The organism is Roseimaritima multifibrata (assembly GCF_007741495.1).
Classification (GTDB): domain Bacteria; phylum Planctomycetota; class Planctomycetia; order Pirellulales; family Pirellulaceae; genus Roseimaritima; species Roseimaritima multifibrata.
The window spans coordinates 6,420,352-6,439,571 of sequence record NZ_CP036262.1 but is presented as its reverse complement, the minus strand read 5'-3'; the positions used below and the strand labels follow the sequence as shown (position 1 = coordinate 6,439,571).

At 54.3% G+C, this 19,220-nt stretch carries 12 protein-coding genes; 5 read left to right on the top strand and 7 right to left on the bottom strand.

Annotation, left to right across the window (positions count from 1 at the left end):
* Positions 1-199: 199 nt before the first annotated feature.
* Together FF011L_RS23345 and ccsA are read left to right on the top strand one after the other, a co-directional pair.
* The gene (locus FF011L_RS23345) at positions 200-1,639 is read left to right on the top strand and encodes a hypothetical protein (RefSeq protein WP_145354358.1); all 1,440 of its coding nucleotides are present in this window, start codon (positions 200-202) and stop codon (positions 1,637-1,639) included.
* 128 nt (positions 1,640-1,767) lie between these two features.
* Positions 1,768-5,382 carry a cytochrome c biogenesis protein gene (gene ccsA, locus FF011L_RS23340; RefSeq protein ID WP_145354357.1) on the top strand — a complete coding sequence of 1,205 codons (3,615 nt, stop codon included), beginning with the start codon at positions 1,768-1,770 and terminating at the stop codon, positions 5,380-5,382.
* A 678-nt stretch (positions 5,383-6,060) separates the two neighbouring features.
* Here ccsA and FF011L_RS23335 read toward each other — a convergent pair.
* The 3 genes from FF011L_RS23335 to FF011L_RS23325 all read right to left on the bottom strand — a co-directional run bounded on the left by FF011L_RS23335 (position 6,061) and on the right by FF011L_RS23325 (position 10,537).
* Positions 6,061-7,743: an FAD-dependent oxidoreductase gene (locus FF011L_RS23335; protein ID WP_145354356.1), complete on the bottom strand. Its 1,683-nt coding sequence runs from the start codon at positions 7,741-7,743 to the stop codon at positions 6,061-6,063.
* Positions 7,744-8,148: 405 nt separating this feature from the next.
* Complete coding sequence (locus FF011L_RS23330) at positions 8,149-9,396, bottom strand: hypothetical protein (RefSeq protein ID WP_145354355.1); 1,248 nt, start codon at positions 9,394-9,396, stop codon at positions 8,149-8,151.
* Positions 9,397-10,168: 772 nt separating this feature from the next.
* Positions 10,169-10,537, bottom strand: coding sequence for a DUF4190 domain-containing protein (locus FF011L_RS23325; RefSeq protein WP_145354354.1), 369 nt, complete (start codon positions 10,535-10,537; stop codon positions 10,169-10,171).
* 201 nt (positions 10,538-10,738) lie between these two features.
* Between FF011L_RS23325 and rpmE the strand changes: the two genes are divergently transcribed.
* The 3 genes from rpmE (at position 10,739) to prmC (ending at position 13,098) form a co-directional block, all read left to right on the top strand.
* A complete protein-coding gene (gene rpmE, locus FF011L_RS23320) occupies positions 10,739-10,975 on the top strand; it encodes a 50S ribosomal protein L31 (RefSeq protein ID WP_145354353.1) in 237 nt (78 codons plus the stop codon).
* Between the two features lie 134 nt (positions 10,976-11,109).
* Positions 11,110-12,192: a peptide chain release factor 1 gene (gene prfA, locus FF011L_RS23315; RefSeq protein WP_145354352.1), complete on the top strand. Its 1,083-nt coding sequence runs from the start codon at positions 11,110-11,112 to the stop codon at positions 12,190-12,192.
* Between the two features lie 3 nt (positions 12,193-12,195).
* Positions 12,196-13,098 (top strand): peptide chain release factor N(5)-glutamine methyltransferase, encoded by a 903-nt coding sequence (gene prmC, locus FF011L_RS23310; protein ID WP_145354351.1) that lies wholly within the window; start codon positions 12,196-12,198, stop codon positions 13,096-13,098.
* Between the two features lie 107 nt (positions 13,099-13,205).
* Here the strand turns inward: prmC and FF011L_RS23305 are convergent, their stop codons facing one another.
* Genes FF011L_RS23305 through FF011L_RS23290 form a run of 4 tightly spaced genes read right to left on the bottom strand, consistent with a single transcriptional unit; the run spans position 13,206 to position 19,171 of the window.
* Positions 13,206-14,060, bottom strand: a complete 855-nt coding sequence (locus FF011L_RS23305) for a methyltransferase domain-containing protein (protein WP_145354350.1) — start codon at positions 14,058-14,060, stop codon at positions 13,206-13,208.
* Positions 14,061-14,070: 10 nt separating this feature from the next.
* Positions 14,071-14,943, bottom strand: coding sequence for an alpha/beta fold hydrolase (locus tag FF011L_RS23300; protein WP_145354349.1), 873 nt, complete (start codon positions 14,941-14,943; stop codon positions 14,071-14,073).
* Positions 14,940-15,797, bottom strand: a complete 858-nt coding sequence (locus FF011L_RS23295) for an alpha/beta fold hydrolase (protein ID WP_145354348.1) — start codon at positions 15,795-15,797, stop codon at positions 14,940-14,942. The genes FF011L_RS23300 and FF011L_RS23295 overlap by 4 nt, the downstream gene beginning before the upstream one ends.
* The gene (locus FF011L_RS23290; RefSeq protein ID WP_145354347.1) at positions 15,797-19,171 is read right to left on the bottom strand and encodes a non-ribosomal peptide synthetase; all 3,375 of its coding nucleotides are present in this window, start codon (positions 19,169-19,171) and stop codon (positions 15,797-15,799) included. Before FF011L_RS23290 ends, FF011L_RS23295 begins: the two co-directional genes overlap by 1 nt.
* Positions 19,172-19,220: the final 49 nt, after the last annotated feature.

Below are 19,220 nucleotides of genomic sequence, written 5' to 3'. Positions count from 1 at the left end.
TCGACCACCTGCGGCGTGGAGACGCAGTTTCTCGAATCTCGGGTACGCTTTGGGGTGCATAAGCGTCTATAATCAGAGGATAAATGTTTTCAAGCGACCTTTCCGGCAGATGTCTTCGTCGATATTGCCCGGCCCGCCTCGGTTTGCTCCTCATTCAGCTCTCTACGGAACGAACGCCAAATATTTAAATGGCGTCATCATGAATCAATTACCATCGATTGCTTGGCTGGTTTTTAGTTTGTCTGCGATAACTCTGGTGACAGGGTGCCGTGAACATGAATCGGTTCAGGTCTACACCATTAATAACGAGATTCCGGCGGAGCTGGAATCAAACGTTCGCATGTTGGGAGCGATCGTTCCTGAACCGAACGCAAATTGGTTTTTCAAAATCCGAGGCCCCGAAGCGGCGGTCGATACGGTGGCGGCTGAAATTCGACAGTTCGTTTCGGATCTTCAGTTTGAGAACGGTGAACCGATTCTTGAACTGCCAGATTCCTGGCAACGAGTCTCTGTCGGTAGCGGCCCCTTTGCTCCTTACGCCAAAATCCTAATTCTCGCCGACGATAATCAGCTCGATTTCACCGTGACTCGTCTGGGACGTCAGGCGGATTGGGACGCTGATATGCTTGCCAATGTCAATCGTTGGCGCGGCCAAATGGGAATGCCCCCTTCGGAAGAACGCTGGGCTGGCGCTGAAAAACTAGATCCCAAAAATGAAGGTGATGACCCACAACCTCTTTGGGTCGATCTGGTTGGCGAAGAAGGGGCGAGCAGTGGAGGGATGGTGCCGCCCATGATGGGCAACGCCGGAGGAATGCCACCGATGGCTCCCGCATCGGATCCGCCAGTCGCTCAGGCACCTGAAAATCCACACGCCGGGGCACCTCCTGCAGACGTCGCGATGCCAGCACCCGATAGCCCGCTGAAATACGATGTGCCCGAAGGTTGGAAGGATGGTCGCAAAGGTGGGATGCGACTGGCAACCCTCGAATTAGGTGAGGGGGACGAAGGGCTGGAAATCACCATGATCCGCGCCGGCGGTGAACTTCGTAGCAATGTCGGAATGTGGGTCGGACAAGTCGCCGGCGCCGCCGCCGATGAAGCAATGGTCGACGCCGCGATGGAGACAATCGAGGAACGAAAAGTCGCCGGCCAGCCCGCTACGCGACTCTTCATGGCCAGCCCTGATGAGGACGGGGAAGCGATCGATATCGCAATCGTCGAATCCGAAACAGGGTTGCCGCTGTTCGTGAAAATGAAAGGACCAGCGAAGTTGGTCACCGAGAATAAAGACGTGATGACAGCCGTTTTGGATTCGATCCGGCTAGAAGACGCAGAGGACTCAGAGGGGGAGACAAGGAGTGAAGGAGACAAGGAGCAGATGAAGGCGGAAGCGAAAGAAGAAGCGAAAGAAGAAGCGAAAGAAGAAGTGAAAGAAGAAGTGAAAGAGGAAGTGAAAGAGGAAGTGAAAGAGGAAGTGAAAGAGGAAGTGAAAGAGGAAGTGAAAGAGGAAGTGAAAGAGGAAGTGAAAGAGGAAGTGAAAGAGGAAGTGAAAGAGGAAGTGAAAGAGGAAGTGAAAGAAGAAGTGAAAGAAGAAGTTACGGCGGAAGTGAACGAGGAAGCAGAAGTGAAGGAGTGAAGGAAGAAGCAGAAGGAGTGAAGTGAGATTTATGTTGATGCGGTTTCCGCTTGATGAATGTTGTCATCCGTTTTTGGGTTTGACGACTACCCTCCTATTTATTTGGATGCTCTTGAGGAGCACTCTCCATGGCTACGATCAATACGCACGCACCTGTATCGTCAAATTCGGCACCATGGCTGTCCGGTTTGCGACTGCTTGGTTCTTTGAAGTTGACGATAACTTTGTTTGCGCTGTCACTGGTCCTGATCATGGCGGGGACGCTGGCTCAGGAAACGTTGAACCTGGAACAGGTAAAACAACGTTACTTCACCGCCTGGATTGCTCGGCTGTACTTTGAAGATCTAATCCCCCAGGTCTTTTTTCCTCACTCTCCGCTGTCCGCTTGGATTCCCTTTCCCGGTGGGAAAATCATCGGGACGTTGCTGCTGCTGAATCTCTTGGCCGCCAAAGTGACGCGATTTCATGCTCGAGCTCGTGGCCCTCGTTTGGTTGCCGGATTGATCGCTTTGGGGATCGGTTTGGTGCTGATGGGACTTGTCATCCTTACCGGGAACAGTAACGAAGGCGTTCAAGGCGAACCTCCCTTTTCTTACCAGTCGCTGTGGTACCTGTTCTGTGCAATGGTCGCGACCCTGTGGGCTGGTTTGTTAGCCTCCGCAGCAACTTCGACTTCGGTCCGGATTCGCAATGCGTCGATCGTCGGGGTGGTCGTCGTCGGCGGCCTGCTGGTCGGGATGTTAAGCGGCTACCTGACGCTGGGAGACCCAGGGCTGCGAATTTTATGGCAGTTGCTGAAAGGGACGGGCGTCGCGGCGGTGATGATGCTGGGCTGCCATCTGATCTTTGGCAAGCAAGGTGGAAATGTCCTCCTGCACTTTGGCGTCGCCCTCCTGATGGTCGGGCAATTCGCCTACGGAGACCGTCAACTGGAACAGAAACTGAACTTGGGCGAGGGTGAAGCCAGCAACACGGTGATCAATATTTCGAAGGTCGACCTCTCCTTCATGGACAACTCCGACCCCAAAAACACCAAGGTCGTGGCGGTCCCCTCATCGCAGTTGCAAGTCGCATTCGAAGATGGATCGGTCATTTCGGATCCCGCGATCCCATTTGATATCAAGGTCCCCGCCTTCTACGTCAATTCGACCTTGGTCGATCCTGCAGAAGTCGAAACGAACCTGGCAACCGCCGGTATCGGTTTAGAACTTGCCGTTGTCGAAGCGCGTATGGAGGGAGGCGTTTCCAGCACACCAAATGTTGCTTCGGCTTACGTCGAATTGTTAGCAAAAGATTCGGGCGATTCGCTGGGAACCTTTTTGGTCACTCAATTTATTAACGATGGCAAATCTCTCTTTGCGACCGATCGTCCGGACGAATTTGAAGACGTCACCGCCGACGGTATTACCTATGAAATGGGGCTTCGTTTTCGCCGTATCGCAAAACCCTACTGGGTGAAATTAATCGATGTCCGGCGGAACGATTACGCGGGCTCTTCCACCGCTCAGTCGTTTTCCTCGGTGATCCGGATGATCGATACCGAAACGGGTGAAGATCGCAAAGAACGGATCTGGATGAATAACCCGCTTCGTTACCGTGGCGAAACGTTTTATCAGCAAGATTACACTCCCATGCCCGGTGGCAAAGAGCGAACCGGATTGCAGGTGGTTCGGAATTCCGGTTGGTTGATTCCTTACCTTGCATGTTCGATTGTTGGCGTCGGTTTGCTGTTCCATTTCGCGGGGACTTTGGGACGTTACATCTCCCGTCGTGACCGCGAATCGCGGGCGGCTGGATTCTTCCCGGTGGCCGCAGGCGTTGCGATCGCATTTGTCGTTCTGATTGTGACGATGAAATTGGTCCCTTGGTCGGCTGTCGCGATGGCGATGAACCCCGAACGCGCACAGGAACAACGGGATATGTATCGCGCCGGTGAGATCCCTGTTCAGTTCGGTGGCCGTTTGATGCCGCTCGATTCCTATGCTCGGATTGCACTAAAAACGCTCAGCAGTAAAGAATCGGTACCGCTTACCGAAGCGCCGCAGGAGTTGATCGAGCGTGCGGCGATGGAGGAAATTTCGCCGTCGGAAATGACGAAGTACCGCGAACCCTTTATGTCCGAAAAGAAACTTCCTGCCCTGAAATGGCTGATGGAAGTGGCGGCCGATTCGAATGAAATCTACGAATTGCCGATGATTCGGATCGATGCGGCCGAAGTGTTGGCCGAAGTCGGAATCGAACGGCGACGCAAATCCAAGCTTTATACGCTAGAGGAATTGTTGCCTAGCAGCAGCCGAGTCCGCGAACTGGCCACGGCTGCTAATAAAAAAGATGCGGCCGATATGTCCTTCAAGGAAAAGAAGTTGGTCGAATTGGCGTCGCGCTTGCATCTTTACGATGTCGTTGCCGTTGCCATGCAGATGCCGCGACCGATGCAAGTTCCAGAATCGATGATCAAAGGCGATACCGTCGAAGCGCGTGAAAAATCGCGGATGGAGTTGCAGATGATGGCGTTCGAAGACCTTCGCCGGAGAATGCAACTGATCGCCGAAGTCGATTCCCCTGGGATGATTCCTCAGGAAGGACAGGTTGATTTGCCGCGTCCGGATCGGAAACGTTGGCTGCCGATTTCACACACCCTATTCGAATCGATCAAAGATCGAATTCGTGATCCCGAAGCCGCAGATCCAACGAAGGGATTTGTGACCATGGTGAACGCTTATCAGGAAATGGATCCAGCTGATTTTAATGCAGCGATCGATCAGCACATGGAATTGATCTTCCCGCGAATGGCCGAGGATGAGAAAGGCTGGAAGCTGGGCGTCGAACGCTGGATGGAAGCGGCGTGGCCTTCTGGAGTCGCGTTGATCCTCTACCTGATTGTTCTGTTGTTGGCGTTGATCGATTTGGTCGCCAATGTCAAACCGCTGCGTTCGGCTGCGTGGGCGATGTTGATTGGCATCGTTTGCATCCATACGCTGGCGATTGTTGCTCGGATTGTCGTCACCGAACGACCGCCCGTGATCAACCTGTACTCCTCCGCCGTCTTCATCGGCTGGGCGGCTGTGTTGTACGGGATCGTGATCGAGTTCTTAGGTCGGCGTGGGATCGGTAATCTGATTGCCGCTACCGCTGGAGCGATCACCTTAATGATCGCAGTTAAGGGATTAAGCGACGACGACACGATGCCGGTTCTGCAGGCCGTTCTCGATACACAGTTCTGGCTAGGAACCCACGTCACCACCGTCGCCTTGGGATATTCGGCGACCTTTGTCTCTGGTTTGTTTGGGATCCTGTATCTCTTCCAAAGCTGGTTTGGAGCGGACCCGAATTCCCGTAAAGAAGTTTACCGGATGATGTACGGAGTCACCTGCTTTGGGATCCTCTTCAGTTTCATCGGAACCGTGCTCGGAGGCCTTTGGGCCGACGACAGTTGGGGACGTTTCTGGGGATGGGATCCGAAAGAGAACGGAGCTCTGTTGATCGTGATTTGGAACGCCCTGATGTTGCACGCTCGCTGGGACAAAATGGTAGGCCCACGAGGCTTTGCAATGTTGGCCATCGGCGGCAACGTCGTGACCGCCTGGAGCTGGTTCGGAACCAACCAACTGGGATTTGGTCTGCACAGTTACGGATTCACCAGCGGCACCCTGATGTGGTTGGGGATCTTCTGCGGAAGCCAATTTGTAATGATCATCCTGGGAGCCATCTTCCCAGGTCCCAAAGAGATTCAACGGAATTAAGTAGGCCGGATCAAAGAGCGACAGCGATACCGCTCCGGCGAACGCTAGACGCGTCGATTGCCGGAGCTTCGTCGCTATGGCTCCTCGATCCGGCCTACAGGTAAGTGATCATCCTGGGAGTCATCTTCCCAAGTCCCAAGGAGATTTAACGCAATTAAGTAGGCCGGATCAAAGAGCGACAGCGATACCGCTCCGGCGAACGCTAGACGCGTCGATTGCCGGAGCTTCGTCGCTATGGCTCCTCGATCCGGCCTACAGGTAAGTGATCATCCTTGGAGCCATCTTCCCAGGTCTCAAGGAGATTCAACGGAATTAAGTAGGCCGGATCAAAGAGCGACAGCGATACCGCTCCGGCGAACGCTAGACGCGTCGATTGCCGGAGCTTCGTCGCTATGGCTCCTCGATCCGGCCTACAGGTAAGTGATCATCCTTGGAGCCATCTTTCCGAGTCTCAAGGAGATTCAACGGAATTAAGTAGGCCGGATCAAAGAGCGACAGCGATACCGCTCCGGCGAACTCTAGACGCGTCGATTGCCGTAGCTTCGTCGCTATGGCTCCTCGATCCGGCCTACAGGTAAGCCCCGGCATGCTTCGGCCAAACAGGAAGCCTCTGTATTTAAATCGAGGGTTTTGCCTTGGGCTCGGAAATCTAGCCCAGGGCAACGCCTTCGGTTTATCCTACCAGTGCAACTGAACGCCGCTTTGTTCCAGTCGTTTCTGGAACGCTGCCAGTTTTTCTGGGCTGGAGTGAATGGCTTCTCCATTGCATTTCTGTTCATGGCAGTGGGCCGCCAGCATTCCTGCCGATTCGCCGATGTTCCACTCCACGGGATGAAGTCGATAACAACCGTTGGAAAGGTGAGTCACCCCCAGGTTCTTGCAGCCTGCATACAGATTTTTCATTCGCTGCGGGATCAAAGCGCCCAGTGGGATTTCAAACGGCAGAGAAGCTAGGTCGATATAGTTGTCGCCTTCGGTGCTGGGATGCAAATCCAATCGATAGCTTCCCACACCAACCGTATCATGGAACGCGGCCGCTTTTACTTCGTCTGCGTCCAGCCCTGTTTCTTGCATGCGAGCATCTTTGCTGATGTGCTGCTCGAAGACCGTAAAGCGAGCTCGGATCCGCCGCGATTCGCGGATGTACGGGTATTTCGCAAGCCCGTCCTCCGTTCCAGACACCTCGGGGCATAACCGCAATCCTTTCCATCCGGTTCCACCATCGGGACGAGGAGCTTCCGTTTGCATCCAGTACATCAGCGACAGGCTAAGCTGTTTCGCGCCGTGAAAATGCTTCTGTTGTTCCTCTCCAGGAACGTCATAGAAGTTTCCTTCCAGGTAATCGTTCTGAGGCCAATTGACCAAACTGATGCTGCCCGGGTAGGCGCCCGGAAGAAAGTTCTTCGCCGCCGCGATCCGTCGGTACAACCACCAACCCGCTGCCTCTTTTTGAGGATCAAAGGCTAGGGTGCGTGGCTGCAAAGTGGAAGGATTAGAATAGGTCCAGCTGAAAATTTTTCCGGGCCACGCCGGTTTTAGCGGGGGAACATACGCTTGCCAGAAATCGTATTGTTCTGGTTTGGGGATCGTGAAATCACCTCCTTCGATGTACTGAATCGGAAAGCACCAGGTGGCCGCTTGGTGGTTGTTTGGCTGGGCCTTCGCCGGTGCGTGAGGTTCGTTGGTTTCAGACTGAGCTTCGAAACCGGTGACGTATTCCGTTCCGGTTAAGGGGAGCAGTTCGCCGGTCTCGGTCGCGTCGATGAACGAGGTCCCGCTCAGTTCAATCTTTTCGCCGGTCCAGTGGTTCTGGCAGGTTACGTTCAGGACTTTATCGCCGTCGGTTTGCGCCGCGATCGGTCGATGATTTAGCAGGATGGTCAGGTTGCCACTGGCAATGTGTGGTCCAAGTAGTTTGTAGAGGGCCGCAACCGCGACACGCGGTTCATGACAAATGCGCGAGACGCTACCCCCGCCAGGGTTTAAATTCTTCGTCCCATGAGCGACCGCGGTCAGGGGCATGTGCTGCCGGTAGTACTCTCGGATCGCGCTGCGAAGTTCGCGGTAACTGGCAGTGCAGCCAGACGTTTCAATTTGATAGTGCTCGTCTGGCGGCACCGCTTGGGAACTCACCTGCCCGCCAAGCCAATCGGTCTCTTCGGTCAGGACAACGCGGCAACCGGTGCGAGCCGCCGCGAGTGCTGCTGCACATCCGCCCAACCCGCCGCCGATGATGACCACGTCTGCGTCTTGTTCGCCACCAGCCGCAGGGGCGGCATGCAGCAAGCTGCGAAAAGGCGAATCGAAAAGGAGTGGCGGCAGGGAAAGCGAAATCAAGGAGAGCAAATCACGACGGCGCATTGCAAAGCTTCCAAATTCTGGCAAGAAAGTTAAACAGGTGGGAACGGCCCATTGTAAGTCAAAGTGACGGAGTGCGACGCTTGCTTCACCCTCCTTTTGGGTCGTGCGATAAATAAGTAGCGAGTGTGGCAGGGAGAGAAGGCCCCATGCCAGCTTGCCTGGCATGAAGCCAAGATTTGAAATTAGTTCGCATGGCTCCAGGAAAACGCATCCAGTTCGGATTGCCGCTGAAAGCGGCAATCCGAACTGGATGCGAAAACCGTGGGGGCAACCACCTCTAATTTCAAATCTTGCGTTCCTGTCGGGTAAACCGACGAGGGGACGTGGCGCTCAGATGTCTGGGCAGGTGCCAGCTGCTGCCAAGCCGTCAACTTATAAATCGCTCGACTCTCCCGGCGGGCGAGCCTAGTTTGGCCGCAGCGTGATCCGTGGTGATGGCGGGGGAACGTCGTCCGGTAGCGGCTCTGCGGAGGGTATCAATAAATGCCCAATCGCTGCGGTCTGCGAAGAAAAAGGGACTAGCTTGGCGTGATGGGGAGCAAGGGCAGCGACCAAATTGGTCGATGAGATCGCTTCCGTATTCTGGCGGCCCGCTAGCGGCTTGGTTCCACGAGCCAAAATGGTCCCCGCGGGCATCGATTCATATCCCCGTTGATGATGGCAACTGCCATGCATCGAAAGCTTTGAACCGAAGAGGTCAAAACGGAAGGCCAGCAAGTCATACCATTCGCTTCCCTGATTGTCGCTTACCGATGATTGGATTCCCAAATGCGTTTCAGCCGCTTGTAGCAAGCTGTCATCGACGTAGCCTCGCGTCGCGACGATCGAACCGGAGACATCGACCATTTCTCCAGGAGTGATTTTGCAGTGAGCTAATTTTAGGGTTGCGCGGCCGGTTAGTTTGTGGGGTAAACCGTCGAACAAAACGCTCAGGTCGACCCCCTCAAAATTGGCTCCCGCTAGGTCGATCTTCCAGCCTTCGGAAGAAACGTTCCAGCCAAGGGCTCCGTTGAATTCGGCTTCCTCGCCAAGCGTTCGCAGGATTGGCAAATAGTCCGCCAGAGCAGAGCAGGGGAGAGGGACCCCGCCGGTGTGAAGTTGCCAACGCGTTTCGGGGATCGCTAGTTCGCGGTTCCGGACGATCGATACCTGGGCTTTGATGTCGCTTTCGCGGCCCGCAGGGATGAATTCAATTTCGGTTTTGATCTGCTGGTCTTCCGGTGTCACGCGGGCGATGACTTCCCGCAGGGTGACTCCGCCCGAACTGCTGTGCAGCGACAGGTCATCGGCGGCGACAATTAGAGGTTGTCGAGTCAATTCAGGTTGGCAAAGGAAGCGATCGTGGACAATTTGCCAGGTATGTTTCAGCTGAGCCGACTGCAGTTCAGGTTGATGAATGCGTAGGACTCGCTTCTCATTCAGAATCGCATACGTCGCCATCCGAATCCGGCCGACTTCCGCACCCGTTTCATTCTCTTTGATCACAATCCCTGACAGACGCAGCACCGAGGGCGCTGGCCGAGCAAAATCTTCTAGTTCGACGCGAAGCCCTAACTGGTCCGTCAATGCACTTTCAAGCAGCCTCAGCTGACGCGAGTGATACCAAGGTGTCCAGGTCGTGATGATCGCTAGCAAAACAAGAAACGTAGGCATGGCGCAGCAGGCAACAAAAGCCAGTCGGCAAATTGCTTTTTGCGTCCGTTCGTGCATCGTTTCCTCTGCGGCCAGTGACCTTTTTTCACGTCTCTAGCTTGTACTCGAAAAACAGGCTTGGCGCGTAGCCCGAAAAGGCTCGGTTTTCCAGCAGTGTCCATGCAAAGTAGCACGTTTTTCGTAAGGATTTTACGCGAGCCACTCTCTATTCTTAGCGGAACGGCGCAAGCCGTCCGGCCCTTTTTCACTGGATTCTGCAGGCCGGAGGGCTCGCGCCCTGCCGCTAGGATTTAGCGCGAGCCACTCTCTATTCTTAGCGGTACGGCGCGAGCCGTCCGGCCTTTTTCGCTGGATTCTGCAGGCCGGAGGGCTCGCGCCCTGCCGCTAAGGTTTTGCGCGAGCCATCCCCGATTCTTAGCGGAACGGCGCAAGCCGTCCGGCCCTTTTTCGTTGGATTCTGCAGGCCGGAGGGCTCGCGTCCTGCCGCTAAGGATTTTACGCGAGCCACCCTCGATTCTTAGCGGAACGGCGCAAGCCGTCCGGCCCTTTTTCGTTGGATTCTGCAGGCCGGAGGGCTCGCGTCCTGCCGCTAGGATTTAGCGCGAGCCACCCCCTATTCTTAGCGGAACGGCGCAAGCCGTCCGGCCGTTTTTCACTGGATTCTGCAGGCCGGAGGGCTCGCGCCCTGCCGCTAGGATTTTGCGCCCGCCACCCCCGATTCTTAGCGGAACGGCGCGAGCCGTCCGGCCTTTCTCTCCAAACGCCGTCCTGTCTAACCAGCAATGGCTGCGATCACGATACCGGCGACGATTAACAGCGTCAGTCCGATGGAAAATAGGCCGCACAGAATGCCGATCCAGGCGTGAATGTGGCCGCGAATGACCGGGTTTGCCTTCCTTGCCTTCAGCCCCATAATTCCCAACACAAGGGCCGCGACGCCAAAGGGGAATCCTAACAACGGGAAAAGGCCGCAGATTCCGAGGTAATAAGCGGCCAGCCCTTTGGGATTTTTGTAGGGAATCAGGCCCCCCGTCGCATCCGATTCACTGGCAGGGGCTTGTGGAGGGATGGTGGGGGTGGCAGGAGCGGGCGGCGAATAGGGAGTCTCTGGAGAATCGTTCGCTGGAGGGACGTTTGACATGCGGAAATCGCCTTGAAATGTCGATAATCAGAGGATCAATAGAGGCTGTGCCCTTGCTAATTTGATGGGGATTATCATAACATCTACCATCGCCGGTATTGTGCTGGCTACATTTTTGTTCATGCTGAACCGTTTCCCTCTAAATTGCCCGACTCGGACGGCTGTATTTTCCAGCCCTCTCCTAGTCCCGAAAGTAGACCCATGAAAGCTGGCATCCACCCAAAATATCAAGAAACGACCGTTACCTGCGGTTGTGGAAATACGTTTCAAACTCGTAGCGTTCGCCCCGAATTGAAGGTCGACATTTGCAGCGAGTGCCATCCGTTTTACACCGGAAAATTGAAATTCGTCGACACGGCAGGTCGAATCGATAAGTTCCAGAAGAAATTTGCTGCAGGCACCTACGGTAGCTTGCAACAAAAAGGCAAGAAGAAATAGCTGGTTCCGTTCTAGGATTTCGAAAAGCCGCCACGTTTTTGGGTTGATCCCAATACGTCGCGGCTTTTTCTGTGCTTCTGCACTTCCCGCCCTTTCTCTTCGCTCAACTGATAGCCGCTGGCCGGCCGCCCACTATGTCCAAATCGATTCGCGATACCCTGGAAGAAAAGCTCGCTCGCTACAGAGAATTGGAAGCCGCAATGGCCGATCCTGCCGTCCAAGGGGATGGGGCCAAAATGAGCGCGGTTGCCCGAGAGCATGGTGGCCTGACGCGCATGGTGACCAATTACATCGAATTCAAACGATTGACCGATGAAATCCTCGGTTGCCAGGAAATGGCCGAAGCCGCAGAGGACTTTGACGAGCGGGAAATGGCCGAAACCGAAATGGCCGAACTTCGCAAGCAACGTGAAAAGCTGTGGGAAGAACTGCTGGCGATGACCGTCGGCGGTGAGGATAGTCACCGGACCCGCTGTGTGATGGAAATTCGAGCCGGTACCGGAGGAGACGAGGCAGCGCTGTTCGCTCGCGATCTGTACGAAATGTACATCAAGTACGCCGAACACAAACACTGGCGAACCGAGATCATGGACGCCAGTATCAACGACATGGGCGGTTTCAAGGATATCACCGTCACCTTTGAAGGGGACGGAGTCTATCGCGATCTCCAGTACGAAAGTGGTGGGCACCGAGTCCAGCGAGTCCCCGAAACCGAAACGCAAGGCCGCATCCATACCTCGGCGGCAACCGTTGCGGTCATGCCAGAGCCCGAGGACGTCGAAGTCAACCTGAAACCGGATGACTACCGCGTCGATAAATTCGGAGCGTCCGGCCCCGGAGGTCAGCACGTCAATAAAACCGAATCAGCGATCCGCGTGACCCATCACGAAACGGGCATCGTCGTTCAGTGCCAAGACGAAAAAAGCCAGCACAAAAATCTCGCCAAAGCCCTCCGCGTTTTGAAGGCACGTGTCTATGAGAAAAAACGCGAAGAGGAAAGCAACAAACGAGCCGAAGAGCGACGTGGATTGGTGGGGTCCGGAGACCGCAGTCAGCGCATCCGAACTTACAACTATCCTCAAAATCGTTTGACCGATCATCGGATTAACTTGACCTTGTACAAGCTGGATCAAATCATTGCTGGGGATGTTTACCCGGTTACCGAAGCATTGATCGAATACGACCGAGATCAACTGCGCAGCGAAATGGAAGAGTAATAGATGTCAACGGAACAGACGGAAAAGACCGAGCCATGGACCGTGTTGCGTCTGTTAACTTGGACAACCGATTTTTTCAAAAAGAAGGGCTCCGATACGGCTCGGCTTGATGCGGAAGTCTTGCTTGCCGATGCCCGAGGATGCAGCCGGATCGAGCTGTACACGGCGTTCAATACGGAACTTGAGCAAGAGCCTTTGGTCGCCTTTCGTGAACTTGTGCGCCGCCGCGGTGAAGGGACTCCTGTCGCCTATCTGGTCGGGTACAAGGAATTCTATTCGTTGAAATTCCAAGTCAATCCAAGCGTTCTGATCCCGCGTCCCGAAACCGAACACTTGGTGATTGAAGCCCTCGACCGAGCGAAGAGTATCGCCGGTGAAGGAAAACTGCATATCGCCGATGTGGGGACCGGAAGTGGCGCGATCGCGATCGCCATCGCAAAGAATCTGCCAAGAGCCCGCGTCGCGGCTATCGATAAAAGTGAGCAGGCGTTGCAGGTGGCACGCGAGAATGTCGAAAGATACGAACTGCAAGATCGAATTGTTTTGCAGCACGGAGACCTTCTGCAGACGATCAAGATGGATGCCTCGTTGGATATGGTTTGCAGTAATCCACCATACATCAGTCAGGCGGAATACGACGCACTGGATCCCGGGGTGCGAGAGCAAGAACCGGAGATGGCATTGCTGTGCGGGCCGAAGGGAACCGAGACCATCGAAGCCCTGATTCCGCAGGCAGCGAGATGTCTCAAGCCAGGTGGCTTTCTGATCATCGAATTAAGCCCCATGATCGCCGACGCCTGTGCCGATATTCTGAAAGCAAACGAAGCTTTTGCGGCAGATACCGTGCATCTGATCCGAGACCTCGCCGGGCACAAACGAATCCTAAGTGCCCAGAAAGCGGCGTAGGTCTTTCGCTCGGATAGCCAGGTTTTTCACCGCCACGCTCACTCGCGGCGCGTTTGCCTCATTTCTCGAAACGAGATTGAAGGTTGCTTGGCCGCTTAGCAATTGCGTTACCGAGTAACCGCGATGATGGCCAACATCTTCCATGATTCAAATTCGACGACGGACCGATGGACTACATCAAACCCGTTGGATTGAAATAGATTGGGGTAGTTGTGTGAAAAGGAAAGCTCGTTGCCAAATGGAATCGATGCGTTCGTTTGATCGAAATCGTGGTCGCACGCCACCGGTTCGATTGCAAAAAAAGTGGCTGGCCCAAGTTGCTGCGAAATATGAGTCAACATTTGATCCAGTCGCTCGCGTCGGAAATATTCCAGGACGCCTCCATTAGATACAAACAGACTTTGGGGTTGCCCGTTGGCGAGCAACCAATCGCCGCCGTCATCACAAACAAAGTCGATTCGTGAATCAAATTCATCAGACGTTTGATTGCGCCGCACTTGTTCTTGGTTGATCTCGATGCCGGTTGCCGAATCGATACCCTCAATCGATTGAGTCAGATAGTTTAGGACGGCGCCGCCACTGCAGCCGAATTCGACCAGGTGTTTCGGTTTTGTTTCCAGGCATGTCTTTTTCAACGCGGTGATGTCGTCTTTCTGCCGGGTGAGAAACAGATCGTTAAAACGATTGTCGCAGTTACTGGAAAAGACCTCGCCCCCTTTCCCTTGCCAAAAGTCTTTGTGCAATCGTTCGAAGAAGCCCTCCTGGTGATTCTGGATGGCGTTTCGTTTAAGGAACGCCATGATCGCTTTGTCGACGAATCCACTGGGGGTACTTTGTGGCGTTTCGTACAGCATCTTGGTCCGTCCTGGCGAAAGCGTTGAAACAATCCGGCCAATGCATTCGGCGGTTCGCTTTTTTAGGCTCGCTTCGCTGGCGGTTTCAATCGATAACAGTGAACTCATCGTGTTGTCTTTAGAGGCTAGAGTTTTGCAGGATGCGGCGATTTTCGGCGACACGTGGGAAACGGTCCGCGAACCAAGTGGCAATGCGGACGCAAGCGATTTCGCGGTTCTCGACGATCGGGTAGGTGTGTTCGGCGTTGGCGTAATATTCGACTTGCTGTTGATCGCTGGGACGAAAACCGTACATCTCGTAGAACTGAGCCCGACCACAAATGTCGTCGTATCCCTCGGTATAAATGAACAGCATCTGCACGTTCCGGTCTAGCAATGTTTGCAGATCGTTGCGGACGCTTTCGCGGCTCATCCCGGTATCAAAAAACTCGCTGGCGGCAAGCTGGTTTGCGTCCGATTCGCTATGGTCCGGCATCTTTCCAGACAGGCGGCGTTTGATGGCATTCCTCCAAAACCGGTATCGGAAAAGACGTCCGATTTTGTGACGTCGAACATAACCCGATGTTTGGAAGACCAGTCCGTCCAGAAAGACCGCTCCGGTAACGCGATCTTCTTTGATCGATACTTTGTGTGCGTTGTAGGCGCCGCTGCATAACCCGATCAACACAAACGATTCCGCTCCGATCGTTTGCTCTAGATGATCCATTGCGTCGCGGACATCCCGTTCGGCACGGTTGTCGGAATCGGAACGATCGGTTCGCGGGGCGCTATCCCCCAGTCCCGATAGATCGATCCGTAGTGTTGAATATCCCTGCTTGGCCAATTGCCTAGCCATGCTGACATGCAATCGAAACTGACCAACACGATGAACAATCCCGGCGTTTAGGATCAACGCAACGGGGGCGTCCTTAATCAATTCGTCTTCGTCGGGGCGGGTTAAGATGCCCAGCAGTGAATCATTCGGGCCAAACCGGCAGATCGTTTCTTTCATTGTTGAACTCCTGCGGTCAGTTCCTGAAGTTGCATCCCTGAATCGGGAAGCGATAGGGCTTCGAAGCGGTCCAGGCGGTCAAACATGTCGTCGACACTATCGACGATCATGCGAATCGTGGTTGGCCGCAACCACGCGACTTCCAGGCGACGTAAATCGGACCAGTCGTCGCTATCTGCCACTCGGAACACTCGCTGGATCCCATCGGTCGGATGTGAAAATGATCGAGTATCACTTTCCAGTTGCACGATCAATTGAGGCTGGACGATGGACGAAGGATCGAGGGTTGTCTGTTCGATTTCGCGAACGAGTTCACGTGAATAACGAGTACCGAGGATTTCTTCCCGCGATTCATCGTTGGGCGTCTGGATCGGTCGCACCCACAAATCAAGCATCTCGTGGTGGTTGCTGCGTAATGCATCAAGGTATTCGCGGCCATCGGCGACCGGTTCCCAAAGAACGACGGCGTTCACATTCGGATTGTCATCGGCAACCTGCGCCGCCAAGGTCGCTCCCAGTCGCAATCCGACCAGCGTGACCGTTTCGACACCCGTGTTGTCTTGCAAATGCTGAATCGCCGTGGCAATGTTTTGAAGCCAAACTGCGGTCGATGTGACGTCTTCGATCTCGCCGGCGGAATCGCCGATGCCGTAGTAATCCAGTCGTAAAACATGGACTCCTTTGCGTGCAAGTTGGTTGGCAAACAACCGTAACGACCAGTGGGTCTGAACGTATTCCTGGCCTATCGGTGGGCAAATCACCACCGCACGCTTTGAGTTCCCGTGGACTCCTTGCGCCCGATGATGGATGCTGAGGAGTTGAGAGTGAGGGTCGCCGATAAATCGTGGTTCCATTATTCGTTCCAAAATCCTTTAAGGGATCGCAGCAATCGATGTTTGGGTTCCGCGGAACTTGAGGGCTTGGCAGGATCGACCGTTTCCATTCCGACCTTTACGGAAGCGTCCGCAGTCGTGTCCGCCGCACCGGTCACATCCTCCAATTGGTAAGCCATGTGCCGCAACGTTCCGGTCAGGAAGTCTTGTGGGCTTAAGGAGATCGATGTGGTTTCCGCAACGATGGCGATGACTTTCATCACCAACAGCGAGTGACCTCCAATGTCGAAGAAGTTGTCGTCTCGACCGATTTGATCGGTTTCCAAAACCTCCTGCCAAATCGCGGCAAGTCGCTTTTCGGCTTCGGTTTCAGGTTTTTCGGCGGTCGCGTTGAGCAGATCGTCAGACGCCGTGTTCTGTTTCGGGCTGGGCAGAGACGCGTAGTCGATTTTCCCATTGTTGGTTTGCGGCATGCTATCAAGCGTGACGAAGTTTTGCGGCACCATATAGTTGGGGACCGACATCCGAAGATGTTCGCGAAGTTCGATTGCAGATGCCGATTGTTCCGGTTTGGGAATCACATAGGCAACCAGTTTCGCGTCGCCGGGTGAATCTTCGCGAACGATCACGACGCACTGGGCGACTGCTGGATGCGATTTCAAATGGGATTCAATTTCACCCAGTTCAATCCGATATCCGCGGACCTTCACCTGTTTGTCGTTGCGACGTAGGAATTGCAAGTTGCCATCAAACGTGTACCGAGCCAGGTCACCGGTCCGGTAGAGTTTATTGTTGTTGTAGGCGACGAAGGGATTGCGATATCGATTGTCGACAAAACGTTCTTCGGTTAAATCGGGACGGTGGAGATACCCCTGGGTGACGCCTGCACCACCGATGTAGACTTCGCCTTCACATCCGGGAGAGACTTCGTGGCCCTGTTGGTCCAGTAAATAGATTTGAGTGTTTCCGATCGGTTTTCCGATCAAGATGGGCGACGAAGCATCGGTGATTCTGTAGACGGCCGACCAGACGGTCGTCTCGGTCGGACCATACATGTTCCAAAGCTGGTCGCACCGTTTCAGCAGCGGATCGACCAAGTCATTCGGCATTGGTTCACCGCCGCACAGTACCTTGAATGCCTGCACCTTGAATGCCTGCCCATTCCGTTTGGTTTTGCCCTGCCATCCGCTTTGAATCAACAAACGCCACGTCGCAGGGGTCGCTTGAAGCCATGTGATGTCATGTTTTTCAAGGGCGTCGGCCAGTTTGGATCCATTGCTGGATGTGTCCGTGTCGGCAATCACTACCGATCCACCAAAGACGATCGGCAGGTACAGTTCCAGCACCGCAATATCAAACGATAGGGTGGTCACAGCAAGGATCGAATCGTCCTGCGTAAAACCGGGGGCTTCGCGCATCGCATACAAGAAATTCACTACCGCACCGTGTTGGACTTGGACCCCTTTTGGTTTGCCCGTCGAACCGGATGTGTAGATCACATAGCAGGTGTCATTGGGATTTGCCGATGTTTGTACATCCGAATCGTCCAGGTTTGCAATCGCTTCCCTTGCATCATCGATAGCAAGGTGGGGTTTGTTGAACGAAGTGATTCGCGGTACCAAGCTGCGTTCAGTTACGATCGTCGTCAGTTGGGAATGATCGCACATGTATTGCAATCGGTCCGACGGGTAGGCTGGGTCAAGTGGGACGTAGCCACATCCCGCTTTCAAAATCGCGATTAGGTTGACCAACATCTGCTCGCTGCGGTTGACGCAGATGCCAACAAGATCGCCCTCTTGAACGCCTTCCGACTTCAGGTAACGGGCGATTCGATTGGATTGCGAATCGACGTCTGCATACGTCAAAGTTTGGTCGCCAAATCGCACACAAACGGCGTCGGGAGTGGCTGTTGCTTGCCGTGAGAATTCACTGTGTAGAGTCGCTTCGATTGGGTAATCGAGTGCGGTTGCATTCCAGTCGACGATCGCTTGCTGCCGCATCCTAAGACTGACTTTCGGCAGGTCGTTGATTCGGGTGTCGGGGCTGGCTGCAACTCCTTCGAGGAATGTCCGGAATCCGTCGAAGTAACATTCCATCGCTCGTTCGGTATACAGGTCCGAGTTGTATTGAACTTGCAGTTCGATCGATTGGTCTTTTCGAATGACTCCGTTGATGAACCATTCAAAATTTTCAAATCGACGTGGTTCGATCGTGATGTCCAGATCGAATCCTGTGAATCCAAGCTGAGCAGTATCCATGACAGGATCGATGTTGAAGGAAACGTTCAGCATCGGTGGACGCGACGGATCGCGTGCCGGGGCAAGTTTCCGCAGCAGGGTTCCGTAGGAATAACGTTGATGTTCAAACGCATCCAGCAGTCTGCTGCGAGTCTGTTTCATATGCGAGAGAAAGGAGGTGTCCGAATCGACCTGAGTTCGCAGAGGCATCGTATTGACGCAGTGTCCGATCAGTTCGGGATGATCCAGTGCGGCTTGACCTGCGGTCGGAATCCCGATCCCAAAATCGTCGCAGCCACTGATCTGGGCGACATACGCGGTGAACGCTGCCAGTAGGGTGTTGTATCGGCTGCATCCCGACTTCGCGCCGACTTTTTGAACCGCTGCGACCAACGTGGCGGGAAGGGTGGTTTCCATCCGTTCCGCGGTAAAGGTGCGCAAGGAAGGACGAGGTTTTTCAATCGGTAATTCGAGAACGGGGATGTCCCCTTGGTAGCATTTTGTCCAAAAGGCTTCGTCGGCTTGCCCTGCATCGGACGCCATGTATTGGTCCATCTGCAACGCATATTCGTCGTACTGGCTTGCCGGTGCCAAAGCGTCACGCTGGATACCCGACAGCGTGTCGTAAAAATATCCGAGGTCGCGATAGAATAACGCCAGCGACCAACCATCCATCACCAAGTGGTGTGCGGTGAGGGTTAACCAGTGCTGTGTATCGGTCGCTTTCTGCAAAACGGCTCTTAACAACGGCCCATCGACAAGGTCAAACGGTGTGGTCGCTTCGTTTTGCACCACCATGCGACGAGCCGCAGCGATATCTTTTGATGGATCTATCGACCAATCGACAAACGAAAAGGCATGTTGGGGACGCGGGTGGACCAGGATGTGTTGGCCATCGATGCCAACGGTTGACCGCAACGATCCATGACGCTCGCAGACTTTGACAATCGCTTGCTTCAATCGATCAACGTCTAGAGGACCGCGAAGTTCGAGCGTGCTAATTTCATTGTATGCGCAATTGGCTTGTTCGCTTTGCTTAGCCGACAGCCAGACTTCCAGCTGAGCCTGCGAGGTGGCGTAACGGTTTTCGGGTTGAGTGCCCGGAACGAACGCAACGGTAGCGGCGACGGAATTCAAATTAGAAAGCACAGGAGTCATCGTTTCGTACGTCGTGGAGAAAAAGGTAGCACAGGCTGCCAGCCTGTTC